The organism is Peribacillus sp. JNUCC 23 (genome assembly GCF_053653995.1).
Map to the genome: position 1 here is coordinate 3,169,476 of NZ_CM132202.1, position 22,894 is coordinate 3,192,369.

18 protein-coding genes are annotated in these 22,894 nt (G+C 37.5%); 4 read left to right on the top strand and 14 right to left on the bottom strand.

Annotated features, from left to right (window positions below; genetic code table 11):
• Positions 1–29 precede the first annotated feature (29 nt).
• Entirely contained in the window at positions 30–2,537 is a 2,508-nt protein-coding gene (locus JNUCC23_RS15285; protein ID WP_454212209.1) for an NEW3 domain-containing protein, read from the top strand.
• Positions 2,538–2,763: 226 nt separating this feature from the next.
• Here JNUCC23_RS15285 and JNUCC23_RS15290 read toward each other — a convergent pair whose 3' ends face one another.
• The 14 genes from JNUCC23_RS15290 to JNUCC23_RS15355 all read right to left on the bottom strand — a co-directional run bounded on the left by JNUCC23_RS15290 (position 2,764) and on the right by JNUCC23_RS15355 (position 18,538).
• Entirely contained in the window at positions 2,764–3,288 is a 525-nt protein-coding gene (locus JNUCC23_RS15290; RefSeq protein ID WP_062177599.1) for a type 1 glutamine amidotransferase domain-containing protein, read from the bottom strand.
• 410 nt (positions 3,289–3,698) lie between these two features.
• Entirely contained in the window at positions 3,699–3,842 is a 144-nt protein-coding gene (locus JNUCC23_RS15295) for a hypothetical protein (protein WP_157279393.1), read from the bottom strand.
• Between the two features lie 1,019 nt (positions 3,843–4,861).
• Complete coding sequence (locus JNUCC23_RS15300; protein WP_454212212.1) at positions 4,862–5,116, bottom strand: hypothetical protein; 255 nt, start codon at positions 5,114–5,116, stop codon at positions 4,862–4,864.
• Between the two features lie 342 nt (positions 5,117–5,458).
• Positions 5,459–8,572, bottom strand: coding sequence for an alpha/beta hydrolase domain-containing protein (locus tag JNUCC23_RS15305; RefSeq protein WP_454212214.1), 3,114 nt, complete (start codon positions 8,570–8,572; stop codon positions 5,459–5,461).
• A 377-nt stretch (positions 8,573–8,949) separates the two neighbouring features.
• Complete coding sequence (locus JNUCC23_RS15310; RefSeq protein ID WP_454212216.1) at positions 8,950–9,777, bottom strand: carbohydrate ABC transporter permease; 828 nt, start codon at positions 9,775–9,777, stop codon at positions 8,950–8,952.
• Positions 9,778–10,728 carry a carbohydrate ABC transporter permease gene (locus tag JNUCC23_RS15315; RefSeq protein WP_403069757.1) on the bottom strand — a complete coding sequence of 317 codons (951 nt, stop codon included), beginning with the start codon at positions 10,726–10,728 and terminating at the stop codon, positions 9,778–9,780.
• Positions 10,729–10,828: 100 nt separating this feature from the next.
• Positions 10,829–12,127: an extracellular solute-binding protein gene (locus JNUCC23_RS15320; protein ID WP_454212219.1), complete on the bottom strand. Its 1,299-nt coding sequence runs from the start codon at positions 12,125–12,127 to the stop codon at positions 10,829–10,831.
• Between the two features lie 160 nt (positions 12,128–12,287).
• Complete coding sequence (locus JNUCC23_RS15325; protein WP_454212221.1) at positions 12,288–13,385, bottom strand: Gfo/Idh/MocA family protein; 1,098 nt, start codon at positions 13,383–13,385, stop codon at positions 12,288–12,290.
• A gap of 32 nt (positions 13,386–13,417) precedes the next feature.
• On the bottom strand, positions 13,418–14,167 hold the full coding sequence (locus JNUCC23_RS15330) for a ThuA domain-containing protein (RefSeq protein ID WP_454212223.1): 750 nt from the start codon (positions 14,165–14,167) through the stop codon (positions 13,418–13,420).
• Positions 14,168–14,186: 19 nt separating this feature from the next.
• Positions 14,187–15,347: a Gfo/Idh/MocA family protein gene (locus JNUCC23_RS15335; protein WP_454212225.1), complete on the bottom strand. Its 1,161-nt coding sequence runs from the start codon at positions 15,345–15,347 to the stop codon at positions 14,187–14,189.
• A gap of 4 nt (positions 15,348–15,351) precedes the next feature.
• Positions 15,352–16,434, bottom strand: coding sequence for a LacI family DNA-binding transcriptional regulator (locus tag JNUCC23_RS15340; RefSeq protein ID WP_454212227.1), 1,083 nt, complete (start codon positions 16,432–16,434; stop codon positions 15,352–15,354).
• Between the two features lie 130 nt (positions 16,435–16,564).
• Positions 16,565–17,062 carry an aldose epimerase family protein gene (locus tag JNUCC23_RS15345; protein WP_454212229.1) on the bottom strand — a complete coding sequence of 166 codons (498 nt, stop codon included), beginning with the start codon at positions 17,060–17,062 and terminating at the stop codon, positions 16,565–16,567.
• A 53-nt stretch (positions 17,063–17,115) separates the two neighbouring features.
• On the bottom strand, positions 17,116–17,271 hold the full coding sequence (locus JNUCC23_RS15350; protein WP_454216089.1) for an aldose epimerase family protein: 156 nt from the start codon (positions 17,269–17,271) through the stop codon (positions 17,116–17,118).
• Positions 17,272–17,365: 94 nt separating this feature from the next.
• On the bottom strand, positions 17,366–18,538 hold the full coding sequence (locus JNUCC23_RS15355; protein ID WP_403069733.1) for an ROK family protein: 1,173 nt from the start codon (positions 18,536–18,538) through the stop codon (positions 17,366–17,368).
• 202 nt (positions 18,539–18,740) lie between these two features.
• Here JNUCC23_RS15355 and xylA point away from each other — a divergent pair, with 202 nt between their 5' ends.
• The 3 genes from xylA to JNUCC23_RS15370 all read left to right on the top strand — a co-directional run bounded on the left by xylA (position 18,741) and on the right by JNUCC23_RS15370 (position 22,798).
• Entirely contained in the window at positions 18,741–20,075 is a 1,335-nt protein-coding gene (xylA, locus tag JNUCC23_RS15360; RefSeq protein WP_454212232.1) for a xylose isomerase, read from the top strand.
• Between the two features lie 64 nt (positions 20,076–20,139).
• Positions 20,140–21,645 carry a xylulokinase gene (gene xylB, locus JNUCC23_RS15365; protein WP_454212234.1) on the top strand — a complete coding sequence of 502 codons (1,506 nt, stop codon included), beginning with the start codon at positions 20,140–20,142 and terminating at the stop codon, positions 21,643–21,645.
• A gap of 106 nt (positions 21,646–21,751) precedes the next feature.
• Positions 21,752–22,798 carry an aldose epimerase family protein gene (locus tag JNUCC23_RS15370; protein WP_454212236.1) on the top strand — a complete coding sequence of 349 codons (1,047 nt, stop codon included), beginning with the start codon at positions 21,752–21,754 and terminating at the stop codon, positions 22,796–22,798.
• Positions 22,799–22,894 lie beyond the last annotated feature (96 nt).

The window sequence follows — 22,894 nt, forward strand, 5'->3', positions numbered from 1 at the left end:
CTTAACTAAAATCGAAAGGGGTTACAAGTATGAAAAAGGTTTTAATCACTTTTCTTTCTCTCGTGATCGTATTTTCACTCGTACCGACCACAGGTAGTGCAAACGAACCAAAAAAAACAGATGTGGCGTTATGGAATGTAGTCAAACCGCTTGAAACGACCGTTACATTCTTAAACAGTGGCGCTCATCCTGATGATGAACGCAGCGATTTTCTTGCCTATTTATCAAGGGGATTAGGTGTAAAAACATCAAGCCTAATCGCAAACCGCGGGGAAGGCGGACAAAATGAAATCGGCGCTGAACTAGACAATGCCCTTGGAATTATCCGCTCCAGAGAAATGATTGAAGCAGCGAAAATTACTGGTGTAAAAGCCTACCATCTCAGTGAAACAACCTCTGATCCGATTTATGATTTCGGCTTTTCGAAAACACCTGCAGAAACATTAGCAAAATGGGGCGAAGATGTAACATATGAACGGCTGATCCGCTTTATCCGTACATATCAGCCTGATATTCTCATGCCTTCCTTCCAAGATGATGATACTCAGCATGGCCATCATCGCACCATGACGATTTTAAGTGAACGTGCTTTTAAAGATGCAGCTGATCCAACTGTATACCCGCAACATTTGAAACAAGGTCTATCGGTATGGCAAGTGAAAAAGTTGTATTTACCTGTTTCCACTAAAGAGAAAGCGACTACATCTATCGAAATCGGCACCTACGATCCCATATATGGCATGACCTACCCACAACTTGGCGAACAATCACGTTATCTACACAAAAGCCAAGGTATGGGATCTGATATCCCAGCAGCACCCCGCCAAATCCAGCTAGAATTAAAACAAACTGCTGTTGATCTGAATGACAAGTCAGATCTATTTGCCGGAGTCCCTTATAATTTTACCGAGTGGTCGGCCAAACTCCCAAGCTCTGCTTCAAAATTAAAGACTGAATTCATCAATGTGCAACGAAATTTGAACGCGGTTGTTGCCGCCTATCCAAATGAACAACATGTTTTCACAACATCACAAACTGCACTGTCTAATGTCCGCTCACTTTCATCCCAAATTAAAAAAGCTAAGTTAACCAAGGAATTGAAAAATGATTTGCTTCACAAACTTTCCTTAAAAGAAGAGCAATTACAAACTGCAAGCTATGTCTCTTCAGGCCTAGATGTAAAAGCAAAAGCAGCCTCTACCATCCTGACAAAAGGTCAAGAAACAAACGTAACCGTAACCGTGAAGAATACAGGAAAACAAACGTTGAAAAAAGTTACAGCTCCATTGGATGTACCAAAAGGGTGGAAAGCTAAAACAAAGGCGAAAGCAATCAATCTAGCACCAAATCAATCAACGACGATTACTTATGAGATTGATGTGCCAAAAGATGCAGACTATTATCACGCCTATCATGAACCAGCGCTGACAACAAACATTTCATATGAATTTGGGAACACCAAAACGACTGTAACCGAGGATTTGGAAGGTACCGTGGCTGTTCTTCCAGATGTCAGTTTAACCCTTTCTCCTGAAGACATCGTCGTCAACACCGCAGACGTACAAAAAGAAATACCCGTAACCGTAACCGTGAAAAATTATCGTAATGGAAAAACATCAGCCAACGTCGGTTTAAACATTCCTAAAGATTGGAAAGTTTCTCCTACAAAAACAACCGTTTCATTTACGAAAATGTCAGAAGAGAAACAAGCGAAATTTACCCTTACACCACCGAAAACGATTCAAAATGGTGAGTATAAACTAACAGCACAAGCTACGGTCAATGGAAAAACATTTAATTCTACCATTCAAGAAATTTCCTATGACCATATCGGCACCTTCTATTATCAATATCCAGCAGCAATCAACACCGTTGCTTTCGAGCTATTAAAACCAGCTTCATTAAAAGTCGGCTATATTGAGAGTGGATTTGATAAAGTAGCTGACTACTTAAGCAACGCAGGTCTCAATATCACAAAACTAACAGAAGCAGATTTAACATCCGGTGATTTGAGTCAATACGATACAATTGTGACAGGCATTCGAGCTTACTTGTCTCGAGAAGATTTAAAAGCAAATAATGCTCGCTTACTGCAATATGTAGAAAATGGTGGCCATCTTGTCGTTCAATATCACAAACCTGGTGATGGATGGGATGCACAGACAACTGCACCTTATCCACTTACAATTGGTAATCCCTCCATTCGCTGGAGAGTAACCGATGAACAAGCTGTAGTCAACGTTTCGAAACCAGACTCAGCGCTTTTCAACTATCCGAACAAAATAACAACGAGCGATTGGGACAATTGGGTTCAAGAAAGAGGATTATACTTCCCTATGAAGTGGGATCCACGCTTTGAAACATTCATTTCTATGGCTGATCCAAATGAAGAACCATTTGATGGTGGTATTTTAATGGCTAATTACGGAAAAGGAACCTATCTCTACACGAACCTTGTCCTCTACCGCCAAATCCAAGGCCAAGTTCCAGGCGGTTATCGAATTTTGACAAACATGATTAGTTACGGAGCGGAATAAATACATGAATAAGCCTATGCATGCGTGATGTGTGCATAGGCTTTTTTATTTGGCTGGGGATTAGAGCTGGAAATCGCCCGCCATTTCTATCGTTACGATCCGGAAATCAAATTTGCGCGCCGGAGCCTAATTTAGGGTTGAAAAACTGAAATAGTACGTATCCTAGAACAATTAAAAAACGGAAGCCCTATTATCTGGACTCCCGCTTTTACTATAGAACGTTCTATTATTTCGCTTCCAATACGTTAATAAACTCTCGTAAATAATCCGGCAGATCTGGTGGACGACGACTTGAGATAAGATGTCCGTCTGTAATAACCGGCTCGTCATACCAATTGGCACCGGCATTTTCCATATCATCTTTAATGCCAGGTGTACTGGTTACGTTTTTCCCTTGCAAAATTTTAGCAGAGATCAATACCCAGCCTGCATGACAGATTTGGCCAATCGGTTTTTCATTGGCATCCATTTCTTGGATTAATGAAATCACTTCAGGGAACCTTCTGATTTTATCAGGCGCCCAACCTCCGGGTACTAGAATAGCATCATAATCTTCTGGATTGACGTCACCATATGCCAAATCAGATTCTGCTGGCACACCGTATTTGCCGATATATGTCTCATTTGCCACTTCACCAGCAAGATGGACAATCGCTCCCTCTTCTCGAAGTCTGAGAATCGGATACCAAAGCTCTAAATCTTCACATTCATGATGAACCAAACTAATAACTTTCTTTCCTTCTAATCGCATATGACAACCTCCCTTTCTAGTTCTTATTACTATTTTACACCATTTTGAACTTTTTTGCTTCTACAAGTCAACTTTCCAGGTTAATTTGAGAAACACAGGCTACAACGGAAAATATATACCATAAATAGTGGTATTTTGTGGATTTAATGGATGAGTAAGATATGACAACAGTCAGCTTACTCGACCGTTTATCTAAAAAGGAAGCGGAACAACTAGCATGGTTTGTTGATTCCACGCTTCCCTGATAGCAGTCCTCATTCCGTTTCATTGGCTATAGTGGGGGCTCTTCATCCCCCACCTACGTTTCTTCGATTCTTCTAAGCCTTGAGATGGGGGTCTTGACTTTCCATTAATGCGGGATGATATTTTAAAATTCAGATAAATAATGATACAAATTCACTATATCTTCCTTATGCCTCTAGTAATATTGCCTGGAGTTTTAAAGTCAATTCTTCTACTAACTCATTGACTGTTACATCCCCCTCCGATTCTCCTTTGTCAAAAGCTTCTTTGAGAATGTGATAAAAATCTTCCTTTGTTATACTTGCATCCATGATAAATTCTCCCTCGTATATGTACGAAAAAGTTGTCCCAGAAGGATCTGACTCTCTATACACCATTTACTTTCACGTAATATAAACAGGTATATAGTCGTTTGGGACGACCTCTTCTCATTTCATAAGAAACTAGAAAATGGTCTTTCACGTTCGCATCATAACGCGAGCTTCCCCCATTCCCTACATATTCTTATTCTTTCCATAAAACTAGCAGCAAACAATTAACCTTCAAATCCTATTAATCAATTATTTTACCATTTTATCATATTAACCTAAGCACTCCTTTAAAACTTTTCGACAAAATTCTGATAATAGGACAAAAAACGGAACCTTTAACAATCATGTACCCTTATAGTATCAATCATAATCATGAATAATATGGAAAAAATGCAAGGAAGAATTACATGATATTCAAGCCATCGATACCGCTGAACAAGATTACGAGCCAGTATCTAGGTATACGAGCGACAACTAGAACATTATAAACAAAACAAGTTTTATCATTTCCCGAAAGATGACTCCTTCCTCAATGAATGTGAAGGGCACAACCCAATGAGTAAATTTCGATCGGCGTTAGCCTAAACCGTTGAACAACACGAGTGTTTGTTCTGTTCTATATTTGTACAAATGCTCTTTGAAAACTGAAGATAGGAGGTTGCAACAGGAAAATCGTCTGTTGCGTAAAATCTTCAACGTTCTAATCGCTCCGCACGTATCGAAGTAGTGAAAACCAAGCAGAACAGAGCGTGCGGTGAGTCCAACGTACAAGATTCTAAAAGTTTTCACCATAGGGACTACGAGTAGAGCCGGCTCAATAACTGGTGGATATACGGGTGTTTGCAGGATTCCCCCACTTCAAATTTCGTTGGAAATTAGGTGGGGGGAGTTCAACAATCCGAATATCACGTATGTAAAAGAGCCTTATGATTTCTTCCATACAACTCAACCCGTTATTAAAATTCCATATTAGAAAAAAAACTGACCAGTAATTACACGTCTGGTCAGTCCTTTTATTTTTATTCCTTATTCGTTACCACATCCTCAGAAATATAAGCCGGTTCACCTTCTATCTGTTCCTCTGTCAATAAGTCCTCAGACGCCGGCATCGTTGTTCCACCTGTATGAACTTTTTCCAGTACGTCAACTTGAGCAACAGGCTTTTCTTCCACTTTTTCTTTTGGCGAAGTTAGGTAAACACAAAGAATAGCTATTGTTAAGATAATGCCAAATAAACCTGCAATAACAATCGCCTTTTTTTGTCTACTATCCAACAACCACACCTACTTTCTTAAATATTCCCTTCCTTTCTTTAATTAAGTATATTGTGATTATTTAGCTAAATGCCTTTTAAACTTTCCTATCTAAATAATATTTTAGGTAATAGAAGTTAAGAACAAAGTAATAACGCTCTTTTCTGTGGAAAAGGGCGAGACTTTGCAAAATCAGCTCCGCACCGCCGCCTTCATAAAGTGATACAAATGGAGAACCTGAACCTTTTTCATCATTGGGTTGGGATCAGACGCTCATGGACCTTTTTATTCCATTTCATCGGCAAAAACAAATGCTCGACACACCCCAAATCTGGCACTCCGAGCATTTGTTACGATACCATTTTATTGTTGATTCCAAGGGCTTGTATTCTCAGCAATGACTTTCTTATACGAGGCAGCAACTGTTTGTGGAATTAAATTCTCTGCAAGTAATTGATCGACAGAAGCGTTCATATTAGCCATCCAGTTTTCTCTTGTGCCATATAGATTCTTTAACTTTTCGTTAGTAAACATTGTCATAAAATCACTTTCTACCATATAAGTAGCCAGTGGGTGATCAGCGAGAGGATGACGAATTCCACCTACTACATTGCCATGCACATCTCTTGTGAATTTTCCTGTTGCAGGATCTATATTTACCCATCGATCGTCGGCAGACGGGAAGTACTTCTTAGGATCTGCATGTAGATTAGCCTTTTTAGCCATAGCATAATCATACAAGTTTTGCAATGCTCCACTTACAAACATATCAATGTGCAAATCACTCTTAATCGTATTAAGTAATGGACTAGTTGGGTATAGTCTAGCTTTTGCCCCAGCCTTAACAATCGCATCATTATTTGGAATAATCGGTGATATCGCATCTGAGTGAGGCGTCGACGCTACTTCATATAGTCTAAAAATATCATACTCACTGTTTTGATCCTTTTTTGACTTATAAGTAGAAGGACTCGCTTCTTTAGCCTTAAATTCCGCTTGAGACATAATCGCAATGTTTGGAACACCCATTGCCTTAAAGATGGTTTGTGGACTGTTTTCATTTGTACTTGGCACTGGTTGTAAAGGTGGTGTCAAAGAAGTCGGCCTCGGACCCACCCAGTTATAGTAGCCATCAAACAAGTATTCTTTCTTTTTTGCATCATATAAGTATGGCTGGAAGGTATTTGTATAAGTATTCAGATACATTCCAGATTGGCTTTGCCCGCCAAGGAAAACAAAGTCTGGTTTTTTTCCAAGGATTTGTGCGCTTTGTTCGTCATCATGTAAAGCGACGCCAAGCTGCGATAACATATCCCAGAATAATCCGTTTTCATATTCACCAGCCTGATCAGCCCCCCAATCAATGGCTGCATATCTTACAGGATCAAATTTTTTCAGCGCTGAAACATTGACATTTTTAGATGTAATGCCTATATAACCATGACCATTTTGCATGTAATATTCCCAGCTTCTTCTCCATGTATCTTCCATATCCGAATTATTGGATGCATTTAGAATATCGATATAAACAGCACCCGAAAAATTCTTCATATTCTTAGGCATACGAACGATGATCCGATTTGTATAATCATGAGGTCCACTCTTAATCGTCGGAACATCATTGCCTTCGATTTTGCCAACCTCATACACATTGGCTTTACCAGAAAGAAAAAATTCCTTTTCTGTATAATCATAATCTCCCCATATATCTACAGAACCGACAGATGACAACATCGAATTATATGGATGACTTAGATTTGGATTCGCCTCTACATCGGGTTGTTTTTCTGGATGAAAACCAATCGCTTCATGATCAAACGTTTTTTCTACAATCTTTGTTGGCTTAGCATTCGCTATAGCGGAAATTTTCTCAGCATCTGGTCCCCCGAAGCCTTTCTTTTCATTCACATAAGTTACTAGTTTGTCATAGCCTTCTTGTAAAATATAACCTGTATCCAATAGTTTTTTTGCTTGTTTTATGAATGGCTTTTTATAATCTTTTTCAAAATCAGGATATAATTTTGCTAGTTTATCTGCTGTAAAAAATACCATGCTTCCATTTGTCTCAAAAGGCAATCCATTTCTGCTCGCATAATACGTTGCAATTGGATACTCCATCATCGGTGCACGGATTCCACCTAATGCATTTCCGTGTTCATCCGTTTTAGGAGTATATAATGTTTTCCCTTTCGTTTTAGTCTTTTTGTAATCGATCCATTTGCCTTGGGCAGATGGAGCAGGTATCCCTTTCGTTACCCATTTATGCATGTTTTCTTGGGCAGCATTCACAAATATCTGAAGATTTAAATCACTTTCATAATGTCCCGCATCATACTCCTTGGGTGGTCTGCCCTTCCCGTTACCAAGAGCAATTTCAGCGCTATTGGGAATAACTGCGAGTGTAGGATCAGTATGAGGAGTACCTGCAACCTCATAGAATCTAAACTTATTTTTCTTAGAATTTGAGTCTTTTTTTCTTTCATACTCAGGATATTCTGTTAAGCTTCCAAACCGGTGTTCAAATTCAGACATAATCACGATATATGGAACACTCGTTTCTGAATATGTAACAGATGGCTTTGGTCCATTCGAACGTACATTGGTCGTTCCAGGTCCTACTAAATTCAAATAGCCGTCAAACAATGGCTTTCTTTTATTGGATTTTTTCAGGAAATCATCAAATAATGTGATGTACGTATTCAAATAAAAACCTGATTGACTTTGACCGGATAAATACACATATTTCGGGTCTAGGCCACCCAATATATCACCTGCACTTTTGTCTCGAAGCTTAGTACCTAGTTGAGATATCATATCCCAAACCAACCCGTTTTCATCTACTCCATTTACTTTCCAGTTTAAATCTGCATATCTGTTACTATCGAATTTCTTTAGTGCATTAATCGTATCAGTTTTCGAAGTAATCCCAATATAGGCATGCCCCTCGTTCATGTACCAATCATAGCTTCTGCCAAAAGTATCTTCCAAATCTACACCGCTAGAAGCATTTAAAATATCTACATAAACTCGACCAGAGAATTTAGACGCATCCTTGGGGAATCTTACTAGTAGCCTTGTTGTATAATCATTGCCTAATGATTTTATGGATGGGTCATCTTTTTTATTGATGTCATATACATTTGCTTTACCTGACATGAAAAACTCTTTTTCCTCATAGCCATAGTCATTCCAAATGTCTACACGACCGCTAGAACTATACATCGAGCTAAATGGATGACTAATAGAAGTCGGTTCGCTATGGAAAGTCATTCCCTCTCCATACGGAATCTCTTTCACCTTAGGAAGCGCTTTCATATTTTTCGTTATTTTTGCAGTATCATTATGCCTATTTGCTTGTGCAGAATATACTAGATCATCACTATTACTAGAGGCCGAGACAAAAGTGTTACCACAAAGAAGTCCTAGTAACAAAATTATTGAAAGAACAGTATTGGTATTCCTTTTACCAATTTTCATAGAATCCCTCCATTTTCTTATTTTTACAACCGTTTTGTTGTGTGTTGCTGTCCTTAAACTCGGAATTTCTCCCTAACTTCTAATTCCCCTTCTGTAAAGATACATATGTTGTTGTGAAGTCATAATCCCTCCAAATCTATAATGAATATCATGACTACTTTTTCGATATACTATTATTAAATCCATTTCATATTAGGCAGTTGGCATGCGAGATTGGATTTTTTCCTAGAAAAGAAAGCGTCTGTTTTCTTCCAGTGGTCCTTTCATGTGCATGGAAACTAAAGAATGCCTTTTACCGGAAAAATTGCTATATCTCACACCCAGATGTGTTTATCAGATTCGCCTTCGTATAAAATAATGCAAAGCAAAAGCTATACTTATCCTTTTACAGATCCCGCCGCAATTCCCCTTACAATTTTTTCCTGAGCAACAAAATACACCAATAATAGAGGGAGACTTCCTAATGTTAGTGCTGCCATTATTCCGGGTACATTGACGGAAAATTCTCCATAAAAATCTCGTAAACCTAGAGGCAATGTAAAATTTTCTTTGGAATTCGTCAAAACTAACGCAAATACAAATTCATTCCAAATGTGAATAAAGTTATAAATGGCTACTGTTGCAACTGCCGGTTTTAGGAGTGGAAATAATATTTTCCAAAATAACCGGAATTGGCCGCACCCATCAATCTTTGCAGATTCTTCTAACTCCGCAGGAATATCCTGTAGAAACTGCGTGAATATTACAACAGATACAGGTATAGCAAACGCCACGTATGGACCGATTAGTCCCCAAATAGTATCATATAATCCAATGTTTATCGTTAATAGATAAATAGGGATTAACGTGGTATGAATTGGAATCATCATACCAATCATGAAAAGGATAAAAAGAGGGCGATTCAACTTAAATTTCATCCTTGCCAAAGGATAACTTGCCATAGCAGATACAACAATGACCAATATTACTGAAATGACCGCAACTATCAAACTATTACCAAAATAACGCAGGAATTCCGACGACAACACTTTAGAATAATTTTCAAATGTTAAAAAATTGGGTAATGACCAAGGTGAAGTCATGAACTCCAGCTGACTTTTTAATGATGAATTAATCATCAGAAAGTATGGTAAGCCTGTAAAAATCAATAAGATTATTGCCAGTAAATAAAGTGGCATTTTGCTTATTTTTTTTATGATGCTCATTTAGCTCTCCCCTTTTCTTTTTTGATCAGAGAAAACAATAATGATTGTAATTACCAATGCAATTAAAAACATTGAAAAAGATATGCTGCTTCCAAAGCCCATATTAAAATTTGTAAAGGTTTCTTCATACATATAGGTGGCCATTAATTCCGTAGAATTGTTTGGACCGCCACCAGTCATTACGTAGATTAAATCAAAATATTTTAACGATCCAATAATAGATAAAATACTAGATGTGATAATTATTGGCATTAATAACGGTAATGTTATTTTAAAAAAGCGCTGTCGAGAATTTGCACCATCAATCATAGCGGCTTCATAGAGTTCTTCAGGAATTCCGACAATTGCTGCCCTAAATAATATCATATAAAATGGAGCATACTGCCAGCAAATCGTGATAATAACTGCCCATATTGCCGTACTTTCATTTCCTAACCAACCTCTTTGAAGTGATTCTAAACCAATCGACCCAAGCATTTTATTGATGATTCCAAAGTTACCATCATACATAAAGGTAAATAACATACCAATAGCAACAGTTGACATTAAAAATGGCATAAAATACACGGACCTGAAAAATCTCATCCCTTTAATAGGACTAAATAATAATAAAGCCATAATTAAGCCAAGAGGTAATTGAGTTAAAAGAGAGGAAACAACAAGTAATGAATTGTTCTTTAAAGAGCTCCAAAATAATTCATCTTTAAAAAGGTCTATATAGTTCTGAATACCTATGAAGATAAAATTATTATCGATTCCTGACCAATTGAAAAGACTGTAATAAAAGGTCATAGCTATGGAATATAAAACAAAGACTCCATATATTAGTAACGCTGGGGCAATAAAGCCTGTTATTACTAAACCTTGCTTAAGTTTTACAGAAATTTTCTTCTTATTTACTATAGAAATAGAATTAGAAAAAACCGGCAATTCTTTACTGTTTGTTTTCACAATCTCTCCCACCTCGATTTTTTTAAAAGAGGATGACTTATTGTTTCCAAAGATGATATTGGACCCTCTAAGTCATTCTCTATTTAATTATTTAAAAACGTCATTTAATAACTTCTTTCGCTTTTTCTTCCACCTTTTTCACAGCTTCTTCAGGTGTAATTGATAATCCAAAAAGCGCTTGAGTAGTATCTAAATGTTCTGTTGCAACTTCTGTTGGAAGAGTTTGATCATAAAAGGTTTGCAAGTATTCTGCCTTTTGCATAATATCATTGATTTTTTGTGCATATTTATCCTCATATTCCACACCTTTTACTGCTGAAATCCTACTCGCTTTATTTGCCATTTCCTTTGCAGTTTCTTTACCAGCAAGTTCTTTTACAAGCTCAACAGCAAGATCTTTATTTGCGCCTTTTTCTGCTACAGAAAACACTGGACTAACTCCGCCCACGATTTCTTTATCGGAACCTTTTCCTCCTTGAATTGACGGGAACATGAAGAATCCTAATTTTTTTTCAAACTCTGGCATTTCATTTCTTAATGTATTTAAAAACCAACTTCCATCAATTGACATAGCAGCCTTATCTGTATACAATAATTGTCTCGATTGACCTGTATCATAGTTCATTCCGTTTACACCCTCCGGAAAAGCTCCCATTTTAACAAGTTCTTGAATTTTTGTCGCCGCTTGAATATAAGCTACATCATCAAAGCCTCTACCTGAACGTCCATATGCTTCATTGAATAGTTCTTTGCCCCCTATTCTTTCCGCTAAATACATCATATATAAGGAACCTGTCCATTTTGATTTATTCGCTAGTGCGAATGGAATAATCTCATTAGATTTTAACGTTTTTATAATCTCTACTAGCTCATCATAGGTTTGAGGTTCTTGAAGATTGTATTTCTCAAAAATTTCTTTATTATACCAAACTGGAACAATATTCATAGTTACGGGAAGACCATAAACCTTTTCATTATAAGTTGATGAAGAAATGGCTGCTGGTAAATAATTGTTTTTGTCTACAGCATTTGTAAGATCTTTTACTTGACCAGCATCAACAAAATTTTTTAACCATCCGCCTCCCCATGAATGAAAAATATCCGGAGGGTTTCCACCACCCGTAGCAACAGTTAACTTTGTTTTATACGGATCATTTTCTTGCCTAACTAATTTAACAGTAACACCAGGGTGACTCTTTTCAAATCTTTTCACAGCATTCTTTAAAGACTCCTCCGCTGGTCCTTGATCAACATGCCAAACGGTTAGTGTTTTTGAATCAGATTTACTTGAATTAGAACTTTTTGTTGTTGGAGCTTTTGGCTGACATGCAGTAATTAAAAGAAGAAATACTAACAAAACGGAAATTAACGGAGTTTTCCTTTTCAAATACTTAAACATTTTTTTCATCTCCCTTTTAAAAAATAGATTTCGCCCACATTCAACTATTTTTTCCTAGATTTATCCCATCCCTAGCTATCTCTTTTAAATAAAATAGATAAATATAGTAATAGGAAAGACAAATGAATTAAATTTTGTTTATCTAACATAATACTTTATTTCACGACAACTTTTGTTCAATAGGCAGTGAAGCTGGTTTGTCACATGTACTTTGCATATTATAGTAAGTCTCATTTTTAGAAGAATCATGAAAACCATGCATGGCCTCTAAAACATGATATGCTAAATGGCCATTGGCTCGATGGTTACTATTTCTAGTTAAAAGCGCCTGTGCCATGTCGGCTACCCCAAGGCCTCTGCTGTTTTGAGAATAGCCATAGGAAAGGGGGACATCAATAAATTCTTTTTCATCCTTTTTTCTTATTCGAACAGGTCCACCAAATGTATTTGGGTCTGGTACCAGCAGGGTACCTTCACTTCCATAAACCTCAATTGGAGGAAGGGATGTTCCACCAAATGCATCAAAACTGGTCGTAATCGTTCCCACTGCGCCTGATGAAAAATCAATGATTCCAGAAATATGGGTCGGGGTTGAAACCGGAATCTTAGAGCCAGCTTTTGGTTCACTCGTTATAACACGTTCCGGATAACTAATTCTTGCTGACCCAGCGATACGCCTAATTGGACCAAGCATAGACACTAAAGCTGATAAATAATAAGGTCCCATGTCAAACATTGGACCGCCTCCAGCTTCGTAATAGAAAGCAGGATCTGGGTGCCAATGCTCATGCCCACGGTTAATCATAAATGCAGAGGCACCAATTGGATTGCCAATTTCACCATTTTCAATTAGTTGAATAGCCGTTTGGATACCCGCTCCGAGAAAGGTATCTGGTGCACTCCCAACCAGTAATTTTTTTGCTCTAGCAGTTTTTAATATTAGCTCTCCTTCTTCCCGTGTTACCGCAAGAGGCTTTTCAGTATAAACATGTTTACCAGCTTCAAGTGCCTGAATACAAACTGTTGCGTGTGCCTTAGGAATCGTTAAATTAATCACTAGATCAATTTCAGGATCTGAAAGAAGTTCACCAACAGAATAAACTCTAGGAATATTATATTTTTTTGCTTGTGCCGCTGCCCGCTGTTCATCAATATCGGCACATGCAAGTAGGTCAAGATGGTCGAATTTTCGACAATTTTCCATATAAATAGAACTTATATAACCGCAGCCTACAATACCAATTCTTATTTTTTTCATTGTAGTCATCTCCTTTTCAAATCAGATATTACTTATTGACTATCTCCCATTCCAGAAAATATTCGCCCATTGCCATTTCCTGCTGTTCCAAAGGTAATATACCGCGATCCTGCAGCGCGTTCTTTACCTTTTGCAGCCCATAAAAACCCTCGTCGCATTATTAAAGAAACTTCTGGCATTTTTACAATATTAGCCTTATGACCTAATGAATTATAAAAAACATGTCCGTGCCCCCATCGTTTTGTCCAAACGACAGGCATATCTACTGCTTTATTAAAAACATGCGGTCCGTCTACTACTGGGAAACGAGTGGTGGCCAGAACTTCAACTGCCGGATCCACATGAAGATAGTACTGCTCACTAACCACTTTAAAATCAGTTAAACCATCTAATAGTCGGCTTGAAGAGTGTTTAACGTTAACCATATATTCAACCCCATCATTACCAGGGTGTGCTACCCAGTTACCACCAGTGATGAACTGCCAATCGACATTGTCTCTGAAAGAATCACACATTCCTCCATGACAGCCTGCTAAGCCCACACCATTCATTACAGCTTCTGAAATATTTAAAACGAATTTTTTTTCAATCTTCCCCATTGTCCAATGTGGAATTATTAAATCCAAAGATTTAAGTTTCTCAACGTCTTCATATGAAGTGAGAGTGTCAGAGACTTCAACGTTAAAATTTTCTTCTTCTAGTATTCCTTGAAATATATTTGCGACCTGTTCAGGCTCATGTCCATCCCATCCACCCCATACAATCAATGCACTTTTCTTCATTTGTCGCACTCCTTTCAATCTATAATTCTGAAGGTTTTACCCATCCCCTTCTTGCAATGGATAATTCAACCGCTTCCAAAACTTGCTGACATTTCACACCATCTTTAAAATTAGGAATGGGTTGACGGTTTTCACGAAAAGCTTCCATAAGTTCTACAATTTCATGAATAAACGTATGTTCATAACCGATTGTATGCCCTGCAGGCCACCATGCTTCTGAAAAAGCATGTACAGGATCTGTTGCAAGTACACGACGGAATCCTTGCACATCATCCCTATCATCGCCAAAATACACTTGCAGCTCATTCATTCTTTCAAAATCGAAAATAACGCTTCCCTTACTGCCGTTTATTTCAAAAGAATTCGTGCTGCGATGCCCTGTAGCAAAACGTGTAGCTTCGAATGAGCCTATCGCACCATTTGCAAACCGAGCTAAAAACAAAGTCGCATCATCTACAGTAACTTTTTCTTTTTCTCCGTCAGCACTGCCCGTTGCTGATAATCCGGTCATATTAGTCGGAATTGGTCTCTCCTTAATGAAAGTTTCATTTATTCCAATCACCTCGGTAATGTCCCCAATCATATAATGAGCCAAATCAATTAGATGAGCTCCTAAATCCCCATGTGAACCGGAACCGGCAATTTCTTTCTGGAGTCTCCATGTGAGGGGGAAATTTGGATCAACAAGCCAGTCTTGTAAAAACCAAGCTCTAAAATGGTAGATATCTCCCAATCTTCCTTCATCAACAAGCTTCTTAGCCAACATTACTGCTGGTGCAAATCGATAATTAAAACCGACCATATGTTTCACTCCTGCAGCTTCGATAGCTTCAAGCATTTTTCTTGAATCCTGCAGTGTAAGCGCTAACGGTTTTTCACAAAAAACATGTTTTCCTGCTCTTGCTGCAGCAATCGCTATTTCTTTATGTACATTACTTGGAGCATTAATATCAATTAAATCAATATCATCCCTTTCCACTAGTTCCATCCACTCAGTTGTGTATTCCTCCCAGCCAAATTGAGAAGCTGCTTTAACAACTTCTTCGGTATTACGTCCACAAATAACTTTCATTTCAGGACGAATAACATTAGGAAAAAATAATGGAAGATCTTTATATGCATGGCTATGTGCTTTTCCCATAAATTTATAACCAACCATACCAACTTTTATAGTCTCCATTAAGCTACCCCCCTTTTATCAAATTCATATGTGAAGATTCTCGTTCAATAACAGTTACAGAAAGTCGTTCTTGAATTACTCTCTTTTCATCCGAAGATAGTAGTTGTACAACCTTTTCAGCAGCTAGATACCCCATATCAAACAATGGCACTTTGACAGTACTTAGTGTTGGAGTAGTAATTTTGGACAGATCTGAATCATCGTACCCAATAATTACATAATCCTTGCCAACTTGATATCCCTGCTGCCCTAATCCCTGCATTAAGCCAATAGCCATACGGTCATTCCCTGCAAAAATGGCTTTGAAATCTTTTATTAAGGGACCTATTTTTTCTGATGCAAGAAGTCCGCTTTTTCGGCTGTAATTCCCGTGAAAGATCCAATCAGTATTTTGTGTTAATTCAGCATTAGCAAATGCATCATGATATCCTGCAAGACGATCGACGCTATTCGAATATTCCATTGGCCCGTTTAGAAACAATACTTTTTGAAATCCCTTCTTAATTAACATAGAAACAGCTTTAAAACTGCCATCATAATGATTTGCGTCAAGAAAATGAAAAGGGTGGTCCAGAAAAGTCTGATTAAGAAGACAATACGGTAGGTTCTTATGATGAAGTTTTTCCAGTGCCTTAATTTCATCCGGAGTATTTTTAGATCCAATAATGATACAACCATCAACCCTCTGTGAAAGAAAAAATTGGAGATAATCTTTTGGTTCATCCATAGGACTAAATAAAAGCAACAACCCGTATCCTTCTTCTCCAAGCTTTGTACCAATTCCATTTAGTAATTGTGAGAAATAATAAGTTGAAATCACATCAACTTTTGGAAAATAAGGTACAATAACACCGATATTTCCACTCCTCCTCCTAGCAAAGCTCTGAGCAATTGAGTTTGGGTAATAATTTAATTCTTTTGCTGCTTTTAAAACTTTACGTTTAGTTTCTTCCCGAATTGGACCTACATTATTAAATACTCTTGAAACTGTCGCCTCAGATACACCCGCTAGCTTTGCAACATTCTTTCTACTTACTAAGATAATCACCCCCACAATGTACGCGTGTTCATTTCTATCTTCTGACATTTTCAGATAATTGTCAATATACAAATTATTCAGATAATAATTAATTAAATGGTTTCCTACAAAAGTGATTGTTTACCTTAAGAAAGATATGATGAATGATTCAATTTTCAATAGTAACATTCAAGGCTAATTAATTCTCCAAAATATCTTCCTTATCTCCTTGAACACCAAACCGGTATTTCGTTACCGAAGAATAATTTTCCCTCTTATCTAATATGACAGATGGGAAATGGGTATGATGAACCGCGTCAGGTAACCCCTGTGTTTCTAAACAGATATCAAGATATTTCCGAGAAGGAACTCCGTTGAATTCCCCCTCCTCTTTCAAGGAATTTCCTGAATACACAACAACTCCAACCTCATCCGTTTCTACCGTTAAAGTCCGTCCGCTTTCAACGTCCATTAGGACAATTTCCTGGTCATTATTTGTATTTAGAAGAAATGGATGATCATAACCTTCCCCTACAAGTAAATTTTGTGGATGATCCGATGCCACCCCTGTTTTTATCAGTCGTTCCCTCCTAAAGTCAAATGGAGTATTTTCCACTTCTAGAAACTGGCCATTCGGGATAAGTTCCTGATCCAGCTCCAAAAATTTATCACTTTTTATATTTAGCGAATGATTCAATACATTTCTTTTTACATTCCCGCTTAAGTTGAATTAGGAATGGTTGGTGACGGTTAATACAGTTTTTTATCTGTTTGATCAGAATAATGAATCATTAATTCATTCTGGTTATTTAAGGTATATGTTACGAAAAGGGTCAGGTTCCCCGGATATCCTTCCTCACCACTCGAGCTTACATAGCTAAAACGAAATTTATTTACACTTTTCATACAAGATAACAAAAAACCGATTCCATAATCTTGAACCGCGAATTTAAGGTCTTTCCATTTTGACCCGCTTCATTTTCTAAAAAGCATGTACAATTTATCTTGATTCTTGTAAATCTGATTTCAAGAAAAACTCGGTTACATAAGCTGAAACCCCTAATGCTGCTGAATAGTTGGTTAATTCTGCAAAGCTAATCTTTAAGTTTGTTTGATTATATCTTAATGAATGACGTTCAACGACATCGGCGATTGGTTGCACGATTAAGTCTTTTGCCAGTGCTAATCGATTTCCAATAATGATTTGTTGTGGATTAAACGTATTAATAATATTCGTCAGTCCAAAGCCTAAGTATCTACCAATTTGAGCAAATAAAGAGTTTATTTCCTCATTTTCTGTTGCTAGTTGAACTAATGATTCCAAGTTTAACTCTGCTTGATTGATTGATTTTACGTCCTTGGCTTGGTTTAATAATGCTTGTTCGGATGCATACAACTCCCAGCATCCTGCACTTCCACAGCTGCATTCTTTTCCATGTATATCAATAATCATATGGCCCATTTCTCCTGAAAACCCTTCTGCCCCGCGATACAGTTCATTATTCAAAATAAACCCTACACCAAGACCGATTCCAGCACTTAAGTAGATAAGATTCTCAAATTCTTTTCCTGCTCCGAACCGCTTTTCTCCATATGCACCAGCGTTTGCTTCATTCTCGATGACAACAGGTAGGTTATATTCCTTTTCAATCTCTTGTTTTAAATGGATATTTTTCCAACCTAAATTAGGTGCGAGCAATATATGGTCGCCCCCATTACTGACAATCCCAGGTACGGCAATGCCAATTCCTACAACACCATAATGACTCGTAGGTGCAGAATCTAGTAAAAATTGAATCAGCTTTTTCATCGCAATCATGGCCATTTCATAGTCCATATTATTGATTGTCTTCATCTTCTCCTGAACGATATTGCCTGAAAGATCAGTTAGCACCCCTAATATATAATTCACACCCAAATCGATGCCGATCGAGTATCCAGCACATTCATTAAAGAGCAGCATAACTGGACGTCTGCCCCCACTAGATACGCCAGGCCCAGTCTCATAACAAATATTTTCTGCTAATAACTCATTAACTAATGAGGAAATCGTGCCTTTCGTTAGTCCTAATTGCTGTGAGATATCAGCGCGGGATAATGGAGCTTGATCCTTAATCGTTTCTAATACTTTTGATTTATTATTTACTTTTACTAATTGTTGATTCCAAGTCATATCATTTCTCCTCAAATTTACGATCTATACGGTTTCTTTACTCTATTTATACCATATTAAAAAGAAAAAGAAAAACTTAGTTCATTCGATAGACAAACTAAGTTTTTGCTGATACAATGCAATTATCAAGTTGAAAGCGATACCATTAATCGTTTTCAATGATACTAATAAATTATATGAAAACAATTTGGGAGGAATAAAAATGAGCTATTTTAATACGGTTAATCATGTGAAATATGAGGGTTCAGACTCTACGAATCCTTTTGCGTATAAATATTACAACCCGGAAGAATCAATCAATGGTAAAAGAATGGAAGATGTTCTTCGCTTTGCTGTCTCCTATTGGCATACGTTTACTGGAGAAGGAACGGATCCATTTGGACAAAGTACAATGGTACGTCCGTATAATCAATTTTCTGGAATGGACTTAGCCAAAGCACGTGTGGAAGCTTCGTTTGAATTTTATGAAAAACTAGACGTTCCCTACTTCTGTTTCCATGATTTTGACGTGGCACCTGAATCAGATTCACTAAGTGAAACATTTAAGAATCTAGATGAAATTGTCGCAATGGTTAAAGAATATATGAAAACGAGTAAAACAAAGTTATTATGGAATACAGCGAATATGTTCTCTCACCCACGCTGGTTACATGGCGCAGCAACATCGCCAAATGCTGATGTATTTGCTTATGCAGCTGCTAAAGTGAAGAAAGGTTTAGAAGTTGGTAAAGAACTAGGTTCAGAGAACTACGTATTTTGGGGTGGGCGTGAAGGATACGATACATTGCTCAACACAAACATGAAGCTTGAACTTGATAACCTTGCTCGTTTCTTCCATATGGCTTTAGATTATGCAAAAGAAATTGGCTATAACGCTCAATTTTTAATTGAACCAAAGCCGAAGGAACCAACAAAACATCAATATGATTTTGATGTGGCAACGAGCCTCTCGTTTTTACAATCATATGGCTTACAAGACCATTTCAAATTTAATATTGAAGCGAACCATGCCACACTTGCCGGTCATACATTTGAGCATGAATTACATGTAGCACGTATTAATGGGATGTTAGGTTCAGTCGATGCAAACCAAGGTGATACATTACTTGGTTGGGATACGGACGAATTTCCAACAGATTTATACTCTACAACACTAGCGATGTATGAGATTCTCAAAAATGATGGACTTGGATCAGGTGGATTAAACTTTGACGCGAAAGTAAGAAGAGGTTCATTTGACCCTGAAGACTTGTTCTATTCACATATTGCCGGCATGGACAGCTTTGCTATCGGTGCAAAAGTAGCTCAGCGTTTAATTGATGATCAAGTATTAGACAATTTTATTGCAGATCGTTACAGCAGTTATACAGAAGGCATCGGACTTGATATTGTTGAGGGAAGAACAAACTTCCATACACTAGAACAATATGCCCTGCAACTTGACAAGATTGAAAATAAATCTGGTAGACAAGAATACTTAAAAGCCATTTTAAATAAGTACATTTTAGATGCAATAGCAACTGTAAGTATGAAATAACTAAACTAGTTAAGGAGAGTGTCCTAGGATACCCTCCTTCTATCTAAAAAAAGGGTGATTTTTCATGAACTATGTAATTGGGATTGATTTAGGTACGAGTGCTGTCAAAGTTTTATTAATGAATGAAAGCGGTGAAGTTTGTCATGAAACAACAAAGTCTTATCCTTTAATCCAAGAGCAGTCTGGGTATAGTGAACAAGACCCGAATGAATGGGTAGAAAAAACAATCGTAGCATTACAGGAACTTGTCGAGCAATTTGATGGCGAAATCGAACAAATTCAAGGGATTAGTTATTCCGGGCAAATGCACGGTCTTGTTTTATTAGATGAAGAGAATAACATTTTACGTAATGCCATCCTTTGGAATGATACGAGAACGACAGAGCAATGTAAGGAAATCTACAATATGATTGGCGAAAAACGACTGTTAGACATCACGAAAAACCAAGCATTAGAAGGATTTACCTTACCAAAATTACTTTGGGTGAAACAATATGAGCCAGAGCTTTTCGAAAAAACGGCTGTTTTTATGTTGCCAAAAGATTATTTGCGTTTTAAAATGACCGGTCTCATCCATAGTGAATATTCAGATGCGGCTGGCACCCTTTTATTGAATATTGCTCAGAAAAAGTGGAGTGAAGAAGTATGTCAGTTAGTCGGGATTGATTTCAATATCTGCCCGCCTTTAGTAGAATCACACGAGTATGTCGGCACGATTACTGAAGATATTGCGGTACAAACCGGTTTAGCTCGTTCTACGAAAGTATTTGCCGGTGGAGCAGACAATGCCTGTGGTGCAATTGGTTCTGGCATCCTTTCAGAAGGAAAAACATTATGCAGTATTGGAACATCAGGTGTTGTCCTTTCTCATGAGGAGAAAAAAGACCGTGATTTTCAGGGAAAAGTCCATTATTTCAATCATGGTAAAGAAAATGCCTTTTACACAATGGGCGTAACGTTAGCAGCTGGACATAGTTTAAGTTGGTTTAAAAATACGTTTGCCAAAGATGAATCGTTTGAATCACTACTTGCCTGCTTACATGAAGTTCCGATTGGAGCAAACGGCCTGCTATTTACCCCATATCTCGTCGGAGAACGAACACCGCACGCAGATGCCAACATACGCGGAAGTTTTATCGGTATCGATTCTTCCCATAAACAAAGCGATTTCACACGATCGGTCATTGAAGGCATTACCTTTTCTTTGCATGAATCGATCGAAATATTCCGAGAAAATGGCAAGACAATTGACACAATCATCTCCATCGGTGGTGGAGCAAAAAATGACACATGGCTGCAAATTCAAGCTGACATCTTCAACGCAAAAATTATCAAGCTATCCAGTGAACAAGGACCAGCTGTCGGAGCAGCAATACTAGCCGCATACGGTTGTAAATGGTTCGAATCTTTAGAAGCATGTGCCGATGTATTCATATCCGCTGCTAAAACATACACACCTGTACCGGAAAATGTTGAAGACTATCAACAACTTTATCATTTATATAAACAGGTGTATGAACAAACTAAGCAATTAAATGAAGGATTAAAAAAGTTCCGAAAAATGGAATGATTCTAGTAAAGCCGCCCTCCTACGCTTTTTATATAGGAGGAATTGTTTCAATCCGTTTTCCTTGCAAACTTGTAGAATGAATCGAACGCTAAAAAGGGAGAGTAATATGAACGTAACAAAGGCGATATTTGGTGAATTACACGGACAAAAGGTATATTCATTTACGATCAGTAATGATCACGGAATGGAAATTACTTGTATCGATTTCGGCTGTATAATTACGAAGATTCAAGTACCAGATCAAGAAGGAAAGATCGAAAATGTTGTCCTAGGTTTTGATACGTTAGACGAGTATGTAAACGATTCAGCTTTCTTTGGTTCAATGATTGGTCGAGTAGCAGGAAGAATACATCCACCAACATTTGATCTAGACGGTATCACTTACAATCTACCTACTAACGAAGGGAAAAATCATTTGCATGGTGGGCCTACTGGTTTTCACCGTGTGATCTGGGATTCTACTATTGAAGAGAATTCGGATGAGATCAACTTAAAATTTTTCCATCTAAGTCCTGATGGCGATGAAGGTTATCCTGGGAAGCTTGAAATCACGGTCATCTACAGTCTGAATAACAAGAATGAATTAGTTATTACGTATCAAGGTCTATCAGATAAAAAAACATTACTAAACGTAACGAACCATTCTTATTTTAATTTAAGTGGCGATGTAAAGAGGGATATACTCGATCATGAACTAACGATGAAAAGTGATCGTTTTTTAGAGCTCAATGAAGCACTCCTACCAACAGGTATTTATATCGATGTTGACAACACGGCTTTTGATTTTAGAGAAGGAAAAAAAGTACGCGAAGGTGCACAATCGAAGCATATTCAGAACCAGCTCGTTGGTGGTGGATATGATCATCCATTTCTATTAAACGTGAATAATCAAGAAGAAATTTGTTTAGTAGATCCGATCAGTAGACGAAAACTGATCGTTGAAACAGATCAGCCAAATGTTGTTTTATACAGCTCCAATATGCTAGAAAGTAATTTTCAAATTAGAGGTGTTCCGTCTCAAAAGCACTTAGGGGTATGCCTTGAAACACAATGTCCACCAAATGCCATTCATCATCCAAGCTTCCCTACTATCGTGTTAGATAAGAATGAAGTATATCAATCGAGAACTCGTTTCAAATTTTCATTAGTTTAACAAAATTGATTTGAATGGTTGAATACACATCTCAAACAAGGGGGGAATAAGACAGGTTTTATTTGATTTTACCAATATAGTAAATAAGTTGACAGC